The sequence below is a fragment of the Methylosinus sp. RM1 genome, assembly GCF_011378635.1.
Taxonomy (GTDB): domain Bacteria; phylum Pseudomonadota; class Alphaproteobacteria; order Rhizobiales; family Beijerinckiaceae; genus Methylosinus; species Methylosinus sporium.
The window spans coordinates 36,696-53,598 of record NZ_WOVC01000008.1; the positions used below are offsets into that span (position 1 = coordinate 36,696).

Here is a 16,903-nt window from a genome sequence, read left to right on the forward strand (position 1 = left end):
GAAGGGGGCGGCCGCCCGCTCCGCCCAGATGAATGCGCGTCGTCGCGCTCACGAACGGCGAAACGGCCTCGGGAGCTTCTGCGGCGCCGTGATTCGCAATTGCTTGTTGACATTCATGCGGCCGAACACCACCTCGATCGCCGATGGCGCGACGCCGAACTCGCCGGCGAGAAAGCGCACCATGTGATCGGTCGCCCGGCCTCGGCGCGGCGCCGTGGTCACGCTGACCTCGAGCTGATGGCCCCTGGGCTTGCCGATGGCGTCGCGACTGGCGGCCGGCCGCCCCAGAATATTGACCACCAAAATCTCGCCTTCCCACCAGAAAAAAGGCTCGGCCTCCGCCGAATTGCGCGTCACGCTTCCGCCTCAGGACGCCGCGGCGGCGAATCGGCGCGCGTGGCGAGCCAGATCACATGCCGTGCGCCGCCGTCTCGGCCTCTGGCGCGCGTCCTCACCTCCTCCATGTGGAAGCCGGTCCTGCGCAGCCGTGCGGCAAAATCACGATCCGGAGCGCAGGACCACACGGCCAGCACGCCGCCGGGGCGCAACGCGGCGCGCGCCGCCCGCAATCCTTCGACGCCATAGAGCCCGCCATTGGAGTCGCGCGTGAGGCCCTCGGGGCCATTGTCGACGTCGAGGAGAATGGCGTCATAGCTACCGCGGCCGGAGCGGATCACTCGCCCGACATCTTCCACCTCTATGCGCACGCGCTCGTCGGTCAGGCTGTCGCCGAACAGCTCCGCCATCGGCCCTCGCGCCCAGGCGACGACGGCCGGCACGAGCTCGGCGACGACGATCTGCGCCTTCGCCCCGAGCGCGCCCAGCGCGGCGCGCAAGGTAAAGCCCATGCCGAGACCGCCGATGAGGATGCGCGGCTGCGTCTTCCCAGCGATTTTCGCGCAGGCGAGCGTCGCCAGCGCCTCCTCCGAGCCGCTGATGCGGCTGTTCATCAGCTCGACCGTGCCGAGCCGGATGGAAAATTCCGCGCCCCGCCGCCGGAGCCGCAGCGCGCCCTCGCCGCCGGGCACGGTAGCCGTATCGAGGAGGGTCCAGGGGATCATGGGGGCTCTTTGGTGGGCGGGGCGGGCGCGTTTCAGTGGAGCGGTGATAGCCCGAGGCGAGATTCGGCGTCCAGCACCCGAGCGATTGGGAAATTGTTCCTCATCCTGAAGAGCCGGCGAAGCCGGCGTCTCGGAGGGCGAGGAAACCGTCTGCGCCGCCTTCGCTTCGCTCGTCGCTTGCGCCGATGCGACAAAATGACTAGTTATCTGACTGGTCAGCAGAGGGCGCATCATGAAGAGCTGGGCTGTCCAGGACGCCAAGGCGCGATTCAGCGAGCTGTTGGACGCGTGTCTCCACGAGGGTCCGCAGATGGTCACGCGGCGCGGCGCGGAGGCCGCTGTTCTGGTCCCGATCGGCGAATGGCGCAGGCTTCGTCAATCCGCGCCGCCGACATTGAAGGCCCTGCTCCTGTCCGACTCGGCGCGCGGCGATCTGGATTTGCCGGAGCGGGGCGCCCGGCGTCGTCGGCCGCCCCGCGGCGTCGATTAATGTATCTCTTGGACACGAATGTCGTCTCGGAATTGCGGCGCGCGCGGCCGCATGGCGGCGTCCTCGCCTGGCTCGAGAGCGTCGCCGACCATGAGCTTTATTTGTCGGCCGTGACGATCGGCGAGATTCAGGCGGGGATCGAGATCACGCGCGCGCGCGACGCCGAACGCGCGGCTGCGATCGAAGCCTGGCTGGAGCAGGTCGCGGCGACCTACAATGTGCTCGCCATGGACGCGCCCGCCTTTCGGCAATGGGCGCGTCTCATGCACCGAAAGCCGGATCGGCTGATCGAGGATGCGATGATCGCCGCCACGGCGATCGTCCACGGGCTGACCGTCGTCACGCGCAATATGCGGGATTTCGAAGCGCTGCGGGCGCCGACGCTGAACCCGTTCGAGTGGCCGAAGACGTGATTGCCGCGGCATTTGTTTCGACAGTTTCGCCTATGTCGATTTGCTACGGAAATGCCAGCATCGACGAGGCGCGCACTCACGCCGAGGCGCTGGACGTCGCTCTGCGTGACGGCGTCGCCGCGAAATCCGACATCGACCGGCTCGAAGCCAAAATTGAGATGAGCGCGGCTAAACTGAAGGTCGGAATTCTGGCTGGATGGTGGTGCCGCAGCTTGCGGTTGGTGGGCCGCTGTTCGCGGCGCTGCGGTTTACCCGGGGAGAGGACGATACTCGCTGAGGGGTGTCATATTGGTGGACATAATAAACCGATGGATATGACCTTTATATAAAGGTACGCAATTTACTTATTTACGCTAAGCAGCGCGAAGATGGCGCCTACGCCTAGAGTGAAGGTTTGCAGTAATGTAGAAAATAGCCGCTCGACAAGTGGTGTATTTGGCAATGGCGCAAGCAGCGCAAGCGCCGCAGCCACAAGCCCACACAATACCGTGAGAGTCATCACTGAAAAGAAGATCAAGCGGAAACGTTGGTCCACGACGGCCTCTCGACGTTTCATCCAAACCGAGATGGCAAAAGTTGTCGTAGACAACCTTGCGGATTCTCGATCCCGTTACGCAGGAACATACGGTACGGATACGCGAAACGTCGGCTATGATGCCGAAGCGATGTCTAGACTATCGTATTGAGGATGGATTGCAACAAAAGCTGCGCCCCGTTTGTCAAAACTCAAAACTTATCCACAAGCCATCTGCTCCGAAAATTTCAACGCTTTTTCGAAACCCTCCGCTTCCCCACCCTTGATGCCTGCGGATTAAATTCCGATATTCCTCCCTGCCCCCGCCGGTGGGGCGTCGCCTTGAAGGGTAGGCGGCGTCGGCGGGGGCGCGGTTCGTAAGGGCGGGGGTAGACCCTCTCTCGTCTCGAGCGACGCCACGCCGCCGGCACGGCTTCTCCTTCGTGCGGAGGCATGTGGGAACACATGCGAAAGTCGGCCGAATTTCCGAGGCTCGCGCGGGGATAGACTACCCGAAAGGGGAAAACAACCCTGAGCCCGCAGGCGGCGAACAGAAAAGGCGGCCGTGGTCCGGGATGCTTTCCGGCTTCGATGCGCATTTCCTTTTACGCAACGGCCGAACGGAGCCGCTGCGTCCCGGACCTCCCATCCTCCCACGCCGAATTTCGGCGGCGGGGCGCCTCTTCGTGTCTTCGCGGTTCGAATTTCACGATGAAAGACACCAAGGTCAGACCCTATAGGCGAAGGACGAAGTTCCCAACCCCTCGTCCTGAGGAGCTCGCGAAGCGGGCGTCTCGAAGGACGGCCGCAGCGAGAAACCCATGAATTCGGCTCGCGACCGTCCTTTGAGACGCCGCCTGCGGCGGCTCCTCAGGACGAGGGTCGGGGATTCGCTCCTTCACCCGATCGAGACACGAGCCGCCCCGCCGCTTGACACCGCCCCTTCCCCCTGCGCTTCTCCGCGGCTAGAAACATCCCTCCCTACGAGACAAAAGACACGCAAAATGCATCGCTATCGTTCGCATAATTGTGGAGAGCCGCGCGAGGCCCATGCCGGCGAGAAAATCCGGCTCTCCGGCTGGTGCCACCGCATTCGTGACCATGGCGGCGTGCTGTTCATCGATCTGCGCGACCATTACGGCCTCACGCAATGCGTGGTGGATCCCGATTCGCCGGCCTTCAAGGCCGCGGAGAAGCTGCGCTCCGAATGGGTCGCGCGCCTCGATGGCGAGGTGCGCAAGCGCCCCGCCGGCACAGAAAATCCCGATATGCCGACCGGCCTCGTCGAGGTCTATGTCACCGAGATCGAGGTGCTCGGCCCCGCCGCCGAGCTGCCGCTGCCGGTGTTCGGCGACCTTCCCTATCCCGAGGAGACGCGGCTCAAATACCGCTTCCTGGACCTACGCCGCGAGAAGCTGCACGCCAATATCATGCTGCGTGGCCAAGTGATCGATTCGCTGCGCCAGCGCATGAAGTCCCAGGGCTTTTTCGAGTTCCAGACGCCGATCCTCACCGCCTCCTCGCCCGAGGGCGCGCGCGACTTTCTGGTGCCTTCGCGTATTCATCCCGGCAAATTCTACGCGCTGCCGCAGGCGCCGCAGCAGTTCAAGCAGCTCTTGATGGTGGCGGGCTTCGATCGCTATTTCCAGATCGCGCCCTGTTTCCGCGACGAGGACGCCCGCGCCGACCGCAGCCCCGGCGAGTTCTACCAGCTCGACATCGAAATGAGCTTCGTGACGCAGGAGGACGTGTTCGCTTCGGTCGAGCCCGTGCTGCGCGGCGTGTTCGAGGAATTCGGCGGCGGCAAGCCGGTGACGCAGAGCTTCCCCAAGATCGCCTTCCGTGACGCCATGCTGAAATATGGTTCCGACAAGCCGGATTTGCGCAATCCGCTCGTCATTGCCGATGTGAGTGAAGAATTCGCGCGCGAGGATGTGAGCTTCAAAGCCTTCAAGGGCAAGGTGGTGCGCGCCATTCCGGCGCCGGGCGCCGCCGCGCAGCCGCGCAGCTTCTTCGACAAGCTCAATGATTGGGCGCGTTCGGAAGGCGCGCCGGGCCTCGGCTACATCATCTTCGACGAGGAGAATGGCGCGCTGATCGGCAAAGGCCCGATCGCGAAATTCATCCCGCCGGAGGCGCTGGCCGCGCTCGCCGCCAAGGGCGGCGTGAAGGCCGGCGATGCGCTGTTCTTCTCGGCCGGCGAGGAGCTGAAGGCCGCCAAGCTCGCCGGCGCCGCGCGTCTGCGCGTCGGCGCGGAGCTCGGCCTGTCGAAGACCGATGTCTTCGAATTCTGCTGGATCGTCGACTTCCCGATGTATGAATACAACGAGGACGACAAGAAGATCGACTTCTCGCACAATCCCTTCTCCATGCCGCAGGGCGGCCTGGAGGCGCTCACGAGCAAGGACCCGCTCGATCTTCTCGCCTATCAATACGACATCGTCTGCAACGGCATCGAATTGTCCTCGGGCGCGATCCGAAACCATCGCCCGGACATTATGAAGAAGGCGTTCGAGATCGCCGGCTATGGCGAGGATGTGCTGATCGAGAAATTCGGCGGCATGTATCGCGCCTTCCAATATGGCGCGCCGCCGCATGGCGGCGTTGCGCCGGGCGTCGATCGCATCGTGATGCTGCTCGCGGGCGAGGAGAATTTGCGCGAGGTGGTGCTGTTCCCGATGAATCAGCGCGCCGAAGATCTGCTGATGGGTGCGCCCTCCGAGGCGACGGCCAAGCAGCTACGCGAATTGCACATAAGGCTGAACCTGCCCGAGAAGGGCTGAGTCTCGCCGCCGCTATCCTTCTCCCACTCGTGGGAGAAGGAGTCGCGCGGCGCGACTCGGGAAGCACGTCACATGCGCCTGACGCCGAGAGACGAAGCCGACGTCGCCGAGGCCATCCGCGCCGCGCTCGCTCGAGATGCGCCTTTGTCGATCGAAGGCCATGGCTCCAAAGCCGCGCTCGGACGCGCTGTGGCGCACGAGCATGTGCTCTCGCTCGTGGGGCTCTCCGGCGTCACGCTCTATGAGCCGCAAGAGCTGGTGCTGACGGCGCGCGCGGGAACGCCCTTGCGCGAGATCGTCGCGCTGCTCGATGCGCAAAATCAGCAATTGTCCTTCGAGCCGATGGATCATGCGGCGCTGCTCGGCGGCGCGCGCGACGACGCCACCATCGGCGGCGTGATCGCCGTCAACGCTTCCGGCCCGCGACGGATAAAGGCGGGCGCGGCGCGCGATCATCTTCTCGGTTTTCGCAGCGTCACCGGCCGCGGCGAGATCGTCAAATCCGGCGGCCGCGTGATGAAGAATGTCACCGGCTATGATCTCTCCAAGCTCGTCGCCGGCTCCTATGGCACGCTCGCCGCGCTCACCGAGGTGACGTTGAAGGTCCTGCCCAAGGCGGAGATGGAAAAGACCTTGCTGCTCTCCGGCCTCGGCGAGGAGAAGGCCCTCGCCGCTCTGCGCAAGGCGTCGGGCTCGCCTTATGAAGTGTCGAGCCTCGCCTATGATCCGCAGGGCGATACGGCAGCGCTGCGGCTCGAGGGGCCTCAGATTTCCGTCACGACGCGTCGCGACGACCTTACGCGCTTTCTCGCCGATTTCGGCGCCGCGACGAACGTTCTGCAAGCAGACGAAAGCCGCGCATTCTGGACGCGTGTTCGCGACGCCGAGCCGATCGCGGGGGAGGGCGTCATATGGCGCGTGTCGCTCGCGCCGACCGACGGCTTCGCTTTCGTCGAGAGGCTGCGCGGGGCCGGCGCGCCGCTCATCGCGCATGTCTATGATTGGGCCGGCGGCCTCGTCTGGCTGCGCCTCGAGACGGCGGCGGACGCTCATGCGACGGTCATACGCGCCATCGTCGATGCGCTCGGCGGCCATGCGACGCTCATTCGCGCCGACGCCGATATTCGCGCGCGCGTGGATGTGTTCCATCCGCAGCCTTCCGCTCTCGCCTCGCTCACGCGGCGCGTGAAGGAGGCGTTCGATCCGCGCTTCATTCTAGAGCGCGGCCGCGTGCGCGCGGAGTTCTAGAGTTAAGCGATGCTGACGCATTTCTCCCCCGAGCTGCTCGCCGATTCCGACATGTCGCAGTCGGAGAAAATCCTGCGCGCCTGCGTCCATTGCGGCTTCTGCACGGCGACATGCCCGACCTATCTGCTCACCGGCGACGAGCTCGATTCGCCGCGTGGGCGCATCTATCTCATGAAGGAGATGCTGGAGAACGGCCGCGCCGCCGACGAGCGGACCGTGCGCCATGTCGACCGCTGCCTCTCCTGCCTCTCCTGCATGACCACATGCCCGTCGAGCGTGCATTACATGCATCTCGTCGATCATGCGCGCGCGCATATTGAGAAGACCTATCGGCGTCCGCTCCTCGATCGCATGCTGCGCGCGACGCTCGCATTCGTGCTGACGCGGCCGGCGCTGTTCCGCCGGTCCTTGCGCGCCGCGGCGTTGGCGCGTCCACTCGCCGGCCTGCTGCCGCGACGCCTGCGAGACATGATCGCAATGGCGCCGGCGCATTTGCCCGCGCCTTCGCCGATCGATCGCTCGCAAATCGTCGCTGCGCAGGGCGCGCGCAAAATGCGCGTCGCGCTGCTGAGCGGCTGTGCGCAGACCGTGCTCGACGCGAAAATTCATGAGGCGACCGCGCGTCTGCTGACGCGGCTCGGCGCGGAAATAGTGGTGGCGGAAGGCGCCGGCTGTTGCGGCGCGCTGCCGCATCATCTCGGCAAGAGCGCGGACTCACACGCGCTCGCGCGCCGCAATATCGAGGCCTGGATGCGCGAGATCGAGCGCGGCGGGCTCGATCATATCGTCATCGACATATCCGGTTGCGGAACGACGGTCAAGGATTATGGCCATATGTTCCGCGATGACCCCGCGCTGGCCGAAAAGGCCGCGCGCATCGCCGCAATGGCGCGCGACGTGACAGAGGTGATCGCCGCGCTCGATTTCGCGTCATCGGTCGATGTCGGACGTCTGCGCGTCGCTTATCATTCCGCCTGCTCATTGCAGCATGGGCAGAAGATCGCCGATCTGCCGATGGATTTGCTGCGCCGCGCCGGCTTCGACGTCGTTCCCGTTCCAGAGAGCCATATTTGCTGCGGCTCGGCGGGAACTTACAATCTCCTGCAGGGCGAGTTGGCGAGCGCGCTGCGCGAGCGCAAAGTGGCCAATATCGAATTGGTCGCGCCGAGGGCCATCGCCGCCGGCAATCTCGGCTGCATGATTCATATCGGGCAAGGGACGGCGATTCCCATTGTCCATACGGTGCAATTGCTGGACTGGGCGAGCGGCGGCCCGAAGCCGCTCGCCTAAAGCCGATCGGTCAGCGCAGAAAGCCGACGATATCCTTCACCGCATCCATATTCGTGCGCGCCAGTTCCCGCGCCCGCGCGGAGCCGTCGCGCAGCACATCGTCGATATAGGCTGCGTCCGCCATCAGCTTGCGCATCTCGGCGGTGATCGGCGAGAGCTTCGCCACGGCGAGGTCTACGAGGGCGACTTTGAAAGTCGAGAAATTGGAGCCGCCGAATTCGCCGAGCACATCGGCTTTCGTGCGCTGCGACAGCGCCGCAAAAATGCCGACGAGATTATCCGCCTCCGGCCGTCCCTCGAGGCCCTTTTCTTCCGACGGCAGGGCGTCCGGGTCGGTCTTGGCCTTGCGCACCTTCTGCGCGATCTGATCGGCGTCGTCGGAGAGATTTATGCGCGAATAGTCGGACGCGTCCGATTTCGACATTTTCTTCGTGCCGTCGCGCAGGCTCATCACGCGCGTCGCCGGGCCGGAGATCAGCGGCTCCGGCAGCGGGAAGAAAGCGTCGTTGAAGCCGTTGCGCGCGATCGATTCGGCGAAGTCGTTGTTGAACTTCTGCGCAATGTCGCGGGCGAGCTCCAAATGCTGCTTCTGATCCTCGCCGACCGGCACATGGGTGGCGCGATAGAGCAGAATATCGGCGGCCATCAGCACCGGATAGTCGAGCAGGCCCATGGAGGCGTTCTCGCGATCCTTGCCGGCCTTGTCCTTGAACTGCGTCATGCGGTTCAGCCAGCCGATGCGGGCGACGCAATTGAGCACCCACGCCAGTTCGGCGTGCTCGGCCACCTGGCTCTGATTGAAAACGATGTTCTTCTTCGGATCGATGCCGCAGGCGATGAAGGCCGCGGCGATCTCGCGCGTGTTGTTGCGCAGCGCGATCGGGTCCTGCGGCACGGTGATGGCGTGCAGATCCACGACGCAATAGAGGCAGTCGAAGCTCTGCTGCAGCTCGACGAATTTGACGATCGCGCCGAGATAATTGCCGAGATGCAGATTGCCGGTGGACTGCACGCCGGAGAAGACGCGCTGCGGAAAGCTGGTCATGAGGAGCGCCGAGTGGTTGAGGCCGGCGGCCCTTATGGCAATGCGGGCGCCCGAGCGCAAGAACCCGAGCGCAACTATCCCGCCTCAGGCCCGCTCGGCCGCCGCCCAGGCCTCATAGCCGCCGTCGAGGCTATAGACCTCGGCAAAGCCCATATCGGCGAAGATGCGGGCGTAGGACTGGCTGGAATTGCCGTGATAGCAGCAGACGATGACCGGCTTGTCCTTCGGCGTCTCGAAGAGATAATAGTTCATATCGTCCTGGGAGGCGTTCTCCGCGCCCTCTATGTGGCCGCGCGCGAAGGATTGCGGGTCGCGCACGTCGAGGACGAGCGTCTCGCCGCGGCTCATCACGTCGCGCGCGGCGGCGACGTCGATCCTGCGAAAGTCTTGCGCCATTGTTCGGTCTCGCGTTTCTACAGGCGCCCTCGGCGCCGCTCCGGCCGCGCCATGCGAAGACGGGGCCAACCGTGCGTCGGCCGAACGAGAAGAACTGATGGAAGAGGCGTTTTACCTCCTCTTCGAGGAGCTATCGAAGGCACACATCCTTCTCGCCCCCGCGGCGTCTTGGCCGGGCTCGTCCCGGCCATCCACGCCAGGACGCCGAGGCGCCGTGAAAGTTTGGCGTGACGCCGAAGCTCCGGTAGGCGGCCCGCCACGGGAGGAAACTGTCGTCGGCGGGCGCTTTCCTACGGTTTCTCAGCTCGTTGGCGTGGATGGCCGGGACAAGCCCGGCCAGGACGGCTGCAGAGTTTCGCTATGTGTGATCCGATAGCCCTCGAGGGGGAGGCCGAGCGCCCCGAACATCACCCCGTCCGGCTGTCCCATCGAGGAGAGGGCGGACGTGGTCTCTCATGCTCTCGACAATCGGCGCCGCCTCGTGTATTGCGGCGCGTCCAAATCAAAACAGCGTCCCGAAACGCTCGCCACGCCATTCGGCGCAAGGCGAAACGGCAGGAGTTTTTTTCATGCCCTCTATCATCGAGCAACTCGACGCCGAGCAATCGGCCCGCCTTCTCGAAGGCAAGTCGATCCCGGAATTCCGCCCCGGCGACACCGTCATCGTCAATGTGAAGGTGAAGGAAGGCGACCGCTCCCGCATCCAGGCCTATGAGGGCGTGGTGATCTCCCGTCAGGGCGGCGGCCTCAACGAGGCCTTCACCGTCCGCAAGATTTCCTATGGCGAGGGCGTGGAGCGCGTGTTTCCCCTCCATTCGCCGCTCGTCGACTCGATCAAGCTGGTCCGCCGCGGCAAGGTCCGCCGCGCCAAGCTCTATTATCTGCGCGACCGTCGCGGCAAATCCGCCCGCATCGCCGAGCGCATCGACAATAAGGCGAAGGCCAAGGACAAGCCGGCCCCCGCGGCCGAGTAAGGCTCCCGGAGCCTTTCCCGACATTGCGAGTTTGGCGGAGCGATCCGGCGGCAGGCCGCAGGATCGCTTCATCGTTTCTATGCGAGAGAAATCGATGAGCAAAATCCTGTTCTGGGATTTCGAGGGCGTCGTCGCGCGTCGCGCGCCGGATTGGCGGCTCGTGGAGGGCGCGGCGGAGACGTTGGAGGCGCTGGCCGCCAAGGGCTGGATCCATATCGCCTTCGCCGCGGGGACGCAGGACCTCGCCGCCGTGGCGGAAGGGCTGGGCCTCGCCGGCAAATTCGCCGGGCTCCATGACGCCGGCGAGGGCGCGGAGCCGCTGGCGCGGGCGATTGAGGCCGCGCGGCCTTTCGATCAGGCTTTCGTCATCGCCGCCAGCGTGGCCGGCGCCGTGCTGCCGGCGCGCGTGGCTGTGGTGCCGTCCATTCTGGTCGGCGACGCCTCGCCGCTCGCCCAATTTTGTTGCGAATCGCCGTCGGAGATCGAGCTGGCGCTCGAAACCTGGACGTCGATGCGACGGTCTTTCTTCGTCGAGCCGTGACGGCGGCGCTCGCTGAAGCTCAGCCGCCCGAGGAATCGAGCGGCGCGTTCAATATCCATCTGTGGCCGAAGGGATCGCGCAGCGCGGCGTAGCGCGTGCCCCAGAAAGTATTGGTCGGCTGCGTCTCGACCTTGGCGCCGAGCTGGGTCGCGCGGGTGACGATCTCGTCCACCTCATGCGCTTTGTCGTATTCCAAGCTCACCGAGGCGGTGACCTGCTCGCCGGGCAGCGGCATGCGGGCGTGGCCCAATTCTGGAAAGACGTCGGCGAGCATCACCGAGCCGCCATTGATGGCAAGCTCGCAATGGGCGATGCGCATTCCGTCGACGGAAGGCATCAGCGCCCTTTGCTGCGCGCCGAAAGCGGCGCTGTAGAAAGCGATCGCGCCGGCGGCCGGCGAGACGGTGAGATAGGGCGCGACCCTCGGGCGCTGCATGTCATTCCCTCGCCGGTGTTTCCCCAGGGACGATCTCGTCGCCCCAGTCTTTCTTTTTTATAGGCGCGTAAGCCGCTTTATCGCGCTTCGCCACCGTAACTTCTTCGATTCCCGCCACAGAGCAAAGCTTTATCCTTAATCCATGCTTTAGGACCTCCGGCCGCGCCAGCATCCGAGCCGGGGCCGGCGCAATAGAGGCTTCCGGCCGCGTGGCGACCAGATAGGCGAATTTCTCGTCCTCGAAGGGCGCGTCGGCGCCTTTGAGCAGCTTATGGTCGCGCGAGCGGGCGAGCCGCACCGAGAAATGGCACCAGTCCGGCGGCTGCAGCGGGCAGGGGGCCGAATGCGGGCAGGGCAGGGAGACGCGTGCGCCCGCGGTGACGAGCCGCGCCCGCATCCGCATCAGCCGCGCATGATCGCGCGGCGTGCCGGGCTCGACGAGAATCAGAGCGCCGGCGCAATTCGCCCAGGCGGCGTCCACGGCGCGGTCGAGGCCGCTTTCCGCGATCTCGGTCAGCGCATAGCTGGTGACGACGAGATCGAATGGCGCGCCGAGATCGGGCGGCGCGGTCAGATCGCCGGCGACGATTCGCGCCTGCGCCAGCGATTCGCCGGCGAGCCGGCGGGCGAGCGCGAGAAAGGGCTCGCTGCGGTCGAGCAGCACATTCTCGTCGATTTGCTCGTCGATCTGCGGCCAGAGCACGCGTGCGGCGAGGCTCGCGGTCCCGAGCCCCGCGCCGAGATCCAGCATGCGCCGCGGCGAGAAATCCGGCGCCCGTTCGGCCAGCCGGCCGAGAACATGGATGGTCGCCGCATAGGTCGCCGGAAGCCGGTAGAGGGCGTAGGCGAGAGCGTCGTCCTCGCAGAGGATCGCCTGCGCCGTCGTTCCGCCGGTGCGATAGAGGGCGGAAATGCGCGCCGCCCGCTCCGCCAGAGCCCGGCGCGAGCGCTCGTCCAGCAGGCGCTCCAGCGCCGCCGTCAGCTCCTGTGGCGGCGCCGTCGATATTCGCGTCACGTCGAAGGGACCTCCCGCTGGGGCGACGGCGAGATTACATGCTTTCAAGCCGCCCATGTTGCGAGTAGAACAGCCTACCCGGTTCGGTCGAGGCCGAATTACGGTTCTTTTTACGGCTCGGAGCAGGAACGAGACAAATGGCAGGACGCCCGCGCACGCTCTACGACAAGATCTGGGAGGATCATGTGGTTCACGAGCAGGAGGACGGCGCGTCCCTCATCTACATCGATCGCCATTTGATTCATGAGGTGACGAGCCCGCAGGCCTTCGAGGGGCTGCGCACCTCCGGCCGCAAGGTCCGCGCGCCGGGCAAGACCCTGGCCGTCGTCGACCATAATGTGCCGACGACCGACCGCTCTCTGCCGATCACCGATCCCGAGAGCAAGGCCCAGGTCGAGCAGCTCGCCATCAACGCCGCGGAATTCGGCGTCGAATATTACAATGAGCATGATTCGCGTCAGGGCGTCGTCCATATCGTCGGCCCGGAGCAGGGCTTCACTTTGCCCGGCACGACGATCGTCTGCGGCGACAGCCACACCTCCACCCATGGCGCCTTCGGCGCGCTCGCCCATGGCATCGGCACCTCGGAGGTCGAGCATGTTCTGGCGACGCAGACGCTGATCCAGAAAAAGGCCGCCAATATGCTGGTGCGCGTCGACGGCAAGCTGGCCGAGGGCGCGACCGCCAAGGACATTATTCTCGCCATCATCGGCGAGATCGGCACCGCCGGCGGCACCGGCCATGTGATCGAATATGCGGGCGAGGCGATCCGCGATCTCTCGATCGAGGGCCGCATGACCGTCTGCAATATGTCGATCGAAGGCGGCGCCCGCGCCGGCCTCGTCGCGCCGGACGAGAAGACCTATGAATATCTCCGCGGCCGGCCCAAGGCTCCGCAGGGCGAGGCCTTCGACGCCGCCGTCCGCTATTGGGAGACGCTGCGCTCCGACGAGGGCGCGCATTACGACCGCGTGATCGTGCTCGACGCCGCCGCTCTGCCGCCGACCCTCACCTGGGGCACCTCGCCCGAGGATGTGATGCCGATCACCGGCCTGGTGCCGACGCCGGACAGCGTCGCCAATCCAGCCAAGCGTCAGGCCATCGCCCGCGCGCTGGAGTATATGGGGCTCGAGGGCGGCGAGAAGGCCATCGACATCGCCATCGATCGCGTCTTCATCGGCTCCTGCACCAATGGCCGCATCGAGGATCTTCGCGCCGCCGCGGCGGTCATCGCCGGCAAGCAGATCAACGCCAAGGTCAACGCCATCGTCGTGCCGGGCTCCGGCCTCGTGAAGGCGCAGGCCGAGGCGGAGGGGCTGGACAAAGTGTTCACCGCCGCCGGCTTCGAATGGCGCGAGCCGGGCTGTTCCATGTGCCTCGCGATGAATCCGGATCGTCTTGCGCCGGGCGAGCGCTGCGCCTCCACCTCGAACCGCAATTTCGAGGGCCGCCAGGGCTTCAAGGGCCGCACCCATCTCGTGTCGCCGGCCATGGCGGCGGCGGCGGCCATCGCCGGCCATTTCGTGGACGTTCGCAGCTGGAGGTAAGTCTCGCATGGCCTCGCCTCTCGACGACAGCGCTCTCGCCCAGCTCCGCGCCCCTTCGCTCGAGGACCTCGAGGTTCTGGCCGATGCGGCTTTCGCCTCGCTGCCGTCGCGTTTCACGCGGCTCTGCGAAGGTCTCGTGATCCATGTCGAGGATTTCCCGGACGAGGAAATCCTCGAGGAGATGGAATGCGAGACCGAGTTCGATCTCTTGGGGCTGTTCCGCGGCCAGGGTCTCGCCCAGCGCGATGCGACGGGACATACCGGCGAGCCGCCGAACATGATCTGGCTCTATCGCCGTCCGCTCCTCGATTATTGGGCGGATGGCGAGGACACGCTGCAAGAGGTCATCACCCATGTCCTGGTGCATGAGATCGGCCATCACTTCGGCCTCTCCGACGAGGATATAGAGGAAATCGAGCTGCGGGCCGGGTGAGCGTCCGCCTCACCCCGTCGGCGCGGGAAAACGTAGCTCGCAGCGCAGGCCCGTCCCACGGGCCTCGATCGTGACCGAGCCGCCGAGCTGCTGGCCGAGCGAGCGCGCCAGCTTCTGCCCGACGCCGGCGCCCTTCGCTTCGGCCGAGACGGGCCCGACGCCGTCATCATCCACCGTCAAAGTCAGATCGTCGCCGTCGCGGCTCAAGCGCACGCGCACCGTTCCGGGGCGATCCTCGGGAAAGGCGTATTTCAGCGCATTGCCGACGAGCTCATTGACGATCAGCGCGACCGCGCGGGCTTCGTCCACGCCGAGCGCGCAATCGGCCACCTCCGTCCGCAGCGCGATCGGCCGCACGCCGACGAGCGCCAGCCGAAGATTGGCGCAGAGATCGCCGATGAGCGGCTTCATCGACACATCGGACATGTCGCCGTGCTGGAGCAGCGCATAGACGCGGCTCATCACGGCGATGCGGCTCGCCGCCGCGAGCAGAGCGGCGCGCGCGCTTTCGTCGTCGAGCGCGCGCGCCTCGATCTGCAGCATGGAGCCGGCGAATTGCAGATCATTCTTCGCGCGATGCGCCATCTCTTGTAGATACAGCCGCCTCAATCGCTCGGTCTTGGTCGCCAGCGCCTGGGCGGCGGCGGTCTCGTCGTCGCGCCGGTCGATCGCGTTCGAGAATTCTTGCAGCACATAGACGACGAAGAGCGCGACGCAGATGAACAGCACGAGCGCGAGCGCTTCCGCCGGGTCGGAGACGGCGAAGCCTTCTCCCTGGAACAGGAACAAGGCGGCGAGCGCGGCGCTGAAGGCCGCCGACCAGCCGCCGGCCTCGCCGCCGAAAAACAGGGCGGACAGCAGAACGGCGGGCAGAAACAAGAGCAGCTCGCCGGGCGGCAGCCGGTCGCGCAGCAGCGCCAGCAGCGCGAGCGCGGCCAAAGTGAGGCTGGACGCTCCGAGATAGCGCATCCAGCCGGTTAGGGCGCGGCAGCGCGCGGCGAGCGCGAAAAGCTCATGCATGATCTGGTCTCGGTCGCATCTCGTAAATCCAGGGCGCGGCCGTCAGCTCGGCAAGCGCATCGTCACCTCGAATTTCGCGCCCTGTAGCGGCTGCGACCGCGCGGTCAGCGTCCAGCCGTGGCGATCGGCGATCGTCTTGCAAATGGCGAGACCGATGCCGGTGCCAGGATAATCCGATTTGCTGTGCAGGCGCTTGAACGGCTCGAAGATGGCTTTCGCATATTTCGCCTCGAAGCCGACGCCGTCGTCCGAGACGGAGAGGCGGAGCAGCCCGTCCTCGACATGGCCGGCGATGGCGATGCGCGGCGTCTCCCCCTGTCTGCGGAATTTGATCGCATTGCTGACCAGATTATGCATGAGCCGCGCGAATTGCGGAGGGTCCGCCTCGAACTGGACCCGCGGCGCATCGAGGGTCACATCGGCCTTCGATTCCTCGATCAGCTCGGAGAGGTCGGTCAGAGCCGATTGGATCTCGACGCGCAGCTCGCGCCGCTGCACCTTCAGCGGGGCGTCGACGATGCGTGAATAGACGAGCAGATCCTCCACCAATTCGCGCGCGCGCAGCGCCGAGCCGCGCATTACCTCGCTCGCATAGGAAATATCCTTCTGATCGGAGGCGGAGACGGCCGCGTCGAGCATTTGCGAAAAGGCCACGATCTTGCGCAGCGGCTCCTGCAGATCATGCGAGGCGACATAGGCGAAGCGGGCGAGCCGCTCATTGGCGCGCTCGAGCTCGACGATGCGCTGTTCCAATGCGCGCTCGGCCTCGAGCCGCGCCGCCTCCTCGCGCTTGCGCTCGGTCACATCCTGCGCATAGCCGTGCCAGATGGTGGAGCCGTCCGCCTGGCGCACCGGCTGCGCCTGCGTCTCCAGCCAGATCGTCCCCTTGGTGGGATGGCCGTAGCGGAATTCTTCGCGCAGCAGCGTCATCTGCGCCGCCGAACGTGCGAAGCTGGCGCGCATTCGTTCGGCGTCGGCGCCGTCGATGCGGCGCAGCATGGGCGCGGCGTTGGCGGAAATCTCATCGGGCGCGACGCCGAAGACGGTGCGCACATTCTCGGCGAGATAGGGGCAGGAGCTGAAGCCGCCCGAATCGAGCCGGAAAGAGAAGACAACACCCGGCGCCGCCAGAGCGACATTTCCGAACTGCTCGACGAGCCGCGCATTCTGCGCCGCGAGCCGCTCCATCGCATGGCGCGTCTCGAGGTTGTCGATATGGGTCAGCGTGCGCTGGAAGGCTTCGCCGACGACGACGATGAGGCCGTTGGTCGTGAGGAAGGTGGCGAAAGCGAGCGCATCCTCGAGGCCCTCTATCGGCGCGAGCCAGAGCTCGGCGACGGCAGTGCTGATGAGCAGCGTCAGCGCGCCGGAGACCGCGCCGCCGGTGAAGGAAGCGACGAGGACCGGGAGATAGAAAGTGACATAGGTGTGGCCGCCGCTCTCGCCGGCGATGAGCAGCCGCCAGACGACGCCCGCGGCCGCGGCGAGCAGGCCGATGGCGAGGCGCCAGGACAGCGAGGAGCGATACCAGCGTACGAGCCGCGGCGCGAGCGCGACGAAGATCGCGCGGATACGGCCATGCTCGGCGCGCGGCAGATCGGAACTCGCCACAGGCGGACCTTTGAGGCTCGACATGGTTCGGCTCGCTCGAGGCGCGGCGGTCGCCTGCCTATGCGTCCTATGCGCCGGCGCCTCGG

General features: G+C 65.7%; 18 protein-coding genes. 10 read left to right on the top strand and 8 right to left on the bottom strand.

The genetic code is table 11. The annotated features are described in order from the left end of the window. Window positions 1-48: 48 nt before the first annotated feature. Both FMZ75_RS07490 and FMZ75_RS07495 read right to left on the bottom strand, forming a co-directional pair. Window positions 49-357 (bottom strand): DUF167 family protein, encoded by a 309-nt coding sequence (locus FMZ75_RS07490; RefSeq protein ID WP_108917490.1) that lies wholly within the window; start codon window positions 355-357, stop codon window positions 49-51. After that, complete coding sequence (locus FMZ75_RS07495) at window positions 354-1,061, bottom strand: spermidine synthase (RefSeq protein WP_166141891.1); 708 nt, start codon at window positions 1,059-1,061, stop codon at window positions 354-356. Before FMZ75_RS07495 ends, FMZ75_RS07490 begins: the two co-directional genes overlap by 4 nt. A gap of 232 nt (window positions 1,062-1,293) precedes the next feature. On the opposite strand from FMZ75_RS07495, the gene FMZ75_RS07500 reads away from it, so the two are divergent. From FMZ75_RS07500 to glcF, 6 genes are all read left to right on the top strand, one after another. Next, complete coding sequence (locus FMZ75_RS07500; RefSeq protein WP_166141892.1) at window positions 1,294-1,551, top strand: type II toxin-antitoxin system Phd/YefM family antitoxin; 258 nt, start codon at window positions 1,294-1,296, stop codon at window positions 1,549-1,551. Then, the gene (locus FMZ75_RS07505; RefSeq protein WP_166141893.1) at window positions 1,551-1,964 is read left to right on the top strand and encodes a type II toxin-antitoxin system VapC family toxin; all 414 of its coding nucleotides are present in this window, start codon (window positions 1,551-1,553) and stop codon (window positions 1,962-1,964) included. The genes FMZ75_RS07500 and FMZ75_RS07505 overlap by 1 nt, the downstream gene beginning before the upstream one ends. Further along, the gene (locus tag FMZ75_RS07510) at window positions 1,949-2,293 is read left to right on the top strand and encodes a hypothetical protein (RefSeq protein WP_166141894.1); all 345 of its coding nucleotides are present in this window, start codon (window positions 1,949-1,951) and stop codon (window positions 2,291-2,293) included. The genes FMZ75_RS07505 and FMZ75_RS07510 overlap by 16 nt, the downstream gene beginning before the upstream one ends. Before the next feature lie 1,189 nt (window positions 2,294-3,482). Further along, a complete protein-coding gene (aspS, locus tag FMZ75_RS07515) occupies window positions 3,483-5,261 on the top strand; it encodes an aspartate--tRNA ligase (protein WP_166141895.1) in 1,779 nt (592 codons plus the stop codon). A 72-nt stretch (window positions 5,262-5,333) separates the two neighbouring features. Further along, on the top strand, window positions 5,334-6,509 hold the full coding sequence (gene glcE / locus FMZ75_RS07520) for a glycolate oxidase subunit GlcE (protein ID WP_166141896.1): 1,176 nt from the start codon (window positions 5,334-5,336) through the stop codon (window positions 6,507-6,509). A gap of 9 nt (window positions 6,510-6,518) precedes the next feature. Further along, on the top strand, window positions 6,519-7,799 hold the full coding sequence (gene glcF / locus FMZ75_RS07525) for a glycolate oxidase subunit GlcF (protein WP_166141897.1): 1,281 nt from the start codon (window positions 6,519-6,521) through the stop codon (window positions 7,797-7,799). A 10-nt stretch (window positions 7,800-7,809) separates the two neighbouring features. Here glcF and trpS read toward each other — a convergent pair whose 3' ends face one another. After that, complete coding sequence (gene trpS / locus FMZ75_RS07530) at window positions 7,810-8,844, bottom strand: tryptophan--tRNA ligase (protein WP_166141898.1); 1,035 nt, start codon at window positions 8,842-8,844, stop codon at window positions 7,810-7,812. An 84-nt stretch (window positions 8,845-8,928) separates the two neighbouring features. Continuing rightward, on the bottom strand, window positions 8,929-9,240 hold the full coding sequence (gene glpE / locus FMZ75_RS07535) for a thiosulfate sulfurtransferase GlpE (protein WP_142861519.1): 312 nt from the start codon (window positions 9,238-9,240) through the stop codon (window positions 8,929-8,931). 569 nt (window positions 9,241-9,809) lie between these two features. Between glpE and rplS the strand changes: the two genes are divergently transcribed. Both rplS and FMZ75_RS07545 read left to right on the top strand, forming a co-directional pair. Continuing rightward, window positions 9,810-10,214, top strand: a complete 405-nt coding sequence (gene rplS / locus FMZ75_RS07540) for a 50S ribosomal protein L19 (RefSeq protein WP_018266314.1) — start codon at window positions 9,810-9,812, stop codon at window positions 10,212-10,214. Window positions 10,215-10,308: 94 nt separating this feature from the next. Next, window positions 10,309-10,755: a hypothetical protein gene (locus FMZ75_RS07545; RefSeq protein WP_166141899.1), complete on the top strand. Its 447-nt coding sequence runs from the start codon at window positions 10,309-10,311 to the stop codon at window positions 10,753-10,755. Window positions 10,756-10,774: 19 nt separating this feature from the next. On the opposite strand, the gene FMZ75_RS07550 is transcribed toward FMZ75_RS07545, so the two are convergent. Further along, window positions 10,775-11,191, bottom strand: coding sequence for a glyoxalase/bleomycin resistance/extradiol dioxygenase family protein (locus FMZ75_RS07550; protein ID WP_166141900.1), 417 nt, complete (start codon window positions 11,189-11,191; stop codon window positions 10,775-10,777). 1 nt (window position 11,192) lies between these two features. Further along, on the bottom strand, window positions 11,193-12,206 hold the full coding sequence (locus FMZ75_RS07555) for a small ribosomal subunit Rsm22 family protein (protein WP_370464685.1): 1,014 nt from the start codon (window positions 12,204-12,206) through the stop codon (window positions 11,193-11,195). 137 nt (window positions 12,207-12,343) lie between these two features. Between FMZ75_RS07555 and leuC the strand changes: the two genes are divergently transcribed. Together leuC and FMZ75_RS07565 are read left to right on the top strand one after the other, a co-directional pair. Then, window positions 12,344-13,753, top strand: a complete 1,410-nt coding sequence (gene leuC, locus FMZ75_RS07560; protein ID WP_166141902.1) for a 3-isopropylmalate dehydratase large subunit — start codon at window positions 12,344-12,346, stop codon at window positions 13,751-13,753. A 7-nt stretch (window positions 13,754-13,760) separates the two neighbouring features. Continuing rightward, entirely contained in the window at window positions 13,761-14,186 is a 426-nt protein-coding gene (locus FMZ75_RS07565) for a metallopeptidase family protein (protein WP_142861514.1), read from the top strand. Window positions 14,187-14,195: 9 nt separating this feature from the next. On the opposite strand, the gene FMZ75_RS07570 is transcribed toward FMZ75_RS07565, so the two are convergent. Further along, on the bottom strand, window positions 14,196-15,206 hold the full coding sequence (locus tag FMZ75_RS07570; RefSeq protein WP_166141903.1) for a sensor histidine kinase: 1,011 nt from the start codon (window positions 15,204-15,206) through the stop codon (window positions 14,196-14,198). 42 nt (window positions 15,207-15,248) lie between these two features. Beyond that, window positions 15,249-16,841: an ATP-binding protein gene (locus FMZ75_RS07575; protein ID WP_166141904.1), complete on the bottom strand. Its 1,593-nt coding sequence runs from the start codon at window positions 16,839-16,841 to the stop codon at window positions 15,249-15,251. Window positions 16,842-16,903 lie beyond the last annotated feature (62 nt).

What these genes read in the sequence shown, in the direction of transcription:
- trpS (WP_166141898.1), bottom strand. Translation starts at nt 8,844, where the DNA reads ATGACCAGCTTTCCGCAGCGCGTCTTCTCCGGCGTGCAGTCCACCGGC.
- FMZ75_RS07505 (WP_166141893.1), top strand. Translation starts at nt 1,551, where the DNA reads ATGTATCTCTTGGACACGAATGTCGTCTCGGAATTGCGGCGCGCGCGG.
- FMZ75_RS07495 (WP_166141891.1), bottom strand. Translation starts at nt 1,061, where the DNA reads ATGATCCCCTGGACCCTCCTCGATACGGCTACCGTGCCCGGCGGCGAG.
- FMZ75_RS07575 (WP_166141904.1), bottom strand. Translation starts at nt 16,841, where the DNA reads ATGTCGAGCCTCAAAGGTCCGCCTGTGGCGAGTTCCGATCTGCCGCGC.
- FMZ75_RS07500 (WP_166141892.1), top strand. Translation starts at nt 1,294, where the DNA reads ATGAAGAGCTGGGCTGTCCAGGACGCCAAGGCGCGATTCAGCGAGCTG.
- FMZ75_RS07570 (WP_166141903.1), bottom strand. Translation starts at nt 15,206, where the DNA reads ATGCATGAGCTTTTCGCGCTCGCCGCGCGCTGCCGCGCCCTAACCGGC.
- FMZ75_RS07545 (WP_166141899.1), top strand. Translation starts at nt 10,309, where the DNA reads ATGAGCAAAATCCTGTTCTGGGATTTCGAGGGCGTCGTCGCGCGTCGC.
- rplS (WP_018266314.1), top strand. Translation starts at nt 9,810, where the DNA reads ATGCCCTCTATCATCGAGCAACTCGACGCCGAGCAATCGGCCCGCCTT.
- glpE (WP_142861519.1), bottom strand. Translation starts at nt 9,240, where the DNA reads ATGGCGCAAGACTTTCGCAGGATCGACGTCGCCGCCGCGCGCGACGTG.
- leuC (WP_166141902.1), top strand. Translation starts at nt 12,344, where the DNA reads ATGGCAGGACGCCCGCGCACGCTCTACGACAAGATCTGGGAGGATCAT.
- FMZ75_RS07565 (WP_142861514.1), top strand. Translation starts at nt 13,761, where the DNA reads ATGGCCTCGCCTCTCGACGACAGCGCTCTCGCCCAGCTCCGCGCCCCT.
- glcF (WP_166141897.1), top strand. Translation starts at nt 6,519, where the DNA reads ATGCTGACGCATTTCTCCCCCGAGCTGCTCGCCGATTCCGACATGTCG.
- FMZ75_RS07550 (WP_166141900.1), bottom strand. Translation starts at nt 11,191, where the DNA reads ATGCAGCGCCCGAGGGTCGCGCCCTATCTCACCGTCTCGCCGGCCGCC.
- glcE (WP_166141896.1), top strand. Translation starts at nt 5,334, where the DNA reads ATGCGCCTGACGCCGAGAGACGAAGCCGACGTCGCCGAGGCCATCCGC.
- aspS (WP_166141895.1), top strand. Translation starts at nt 3,483, where the DNA reads ATGCATCGCTATCGTTCGCATAATTGTGGAGAGCCGCGCGAGGCCCAT.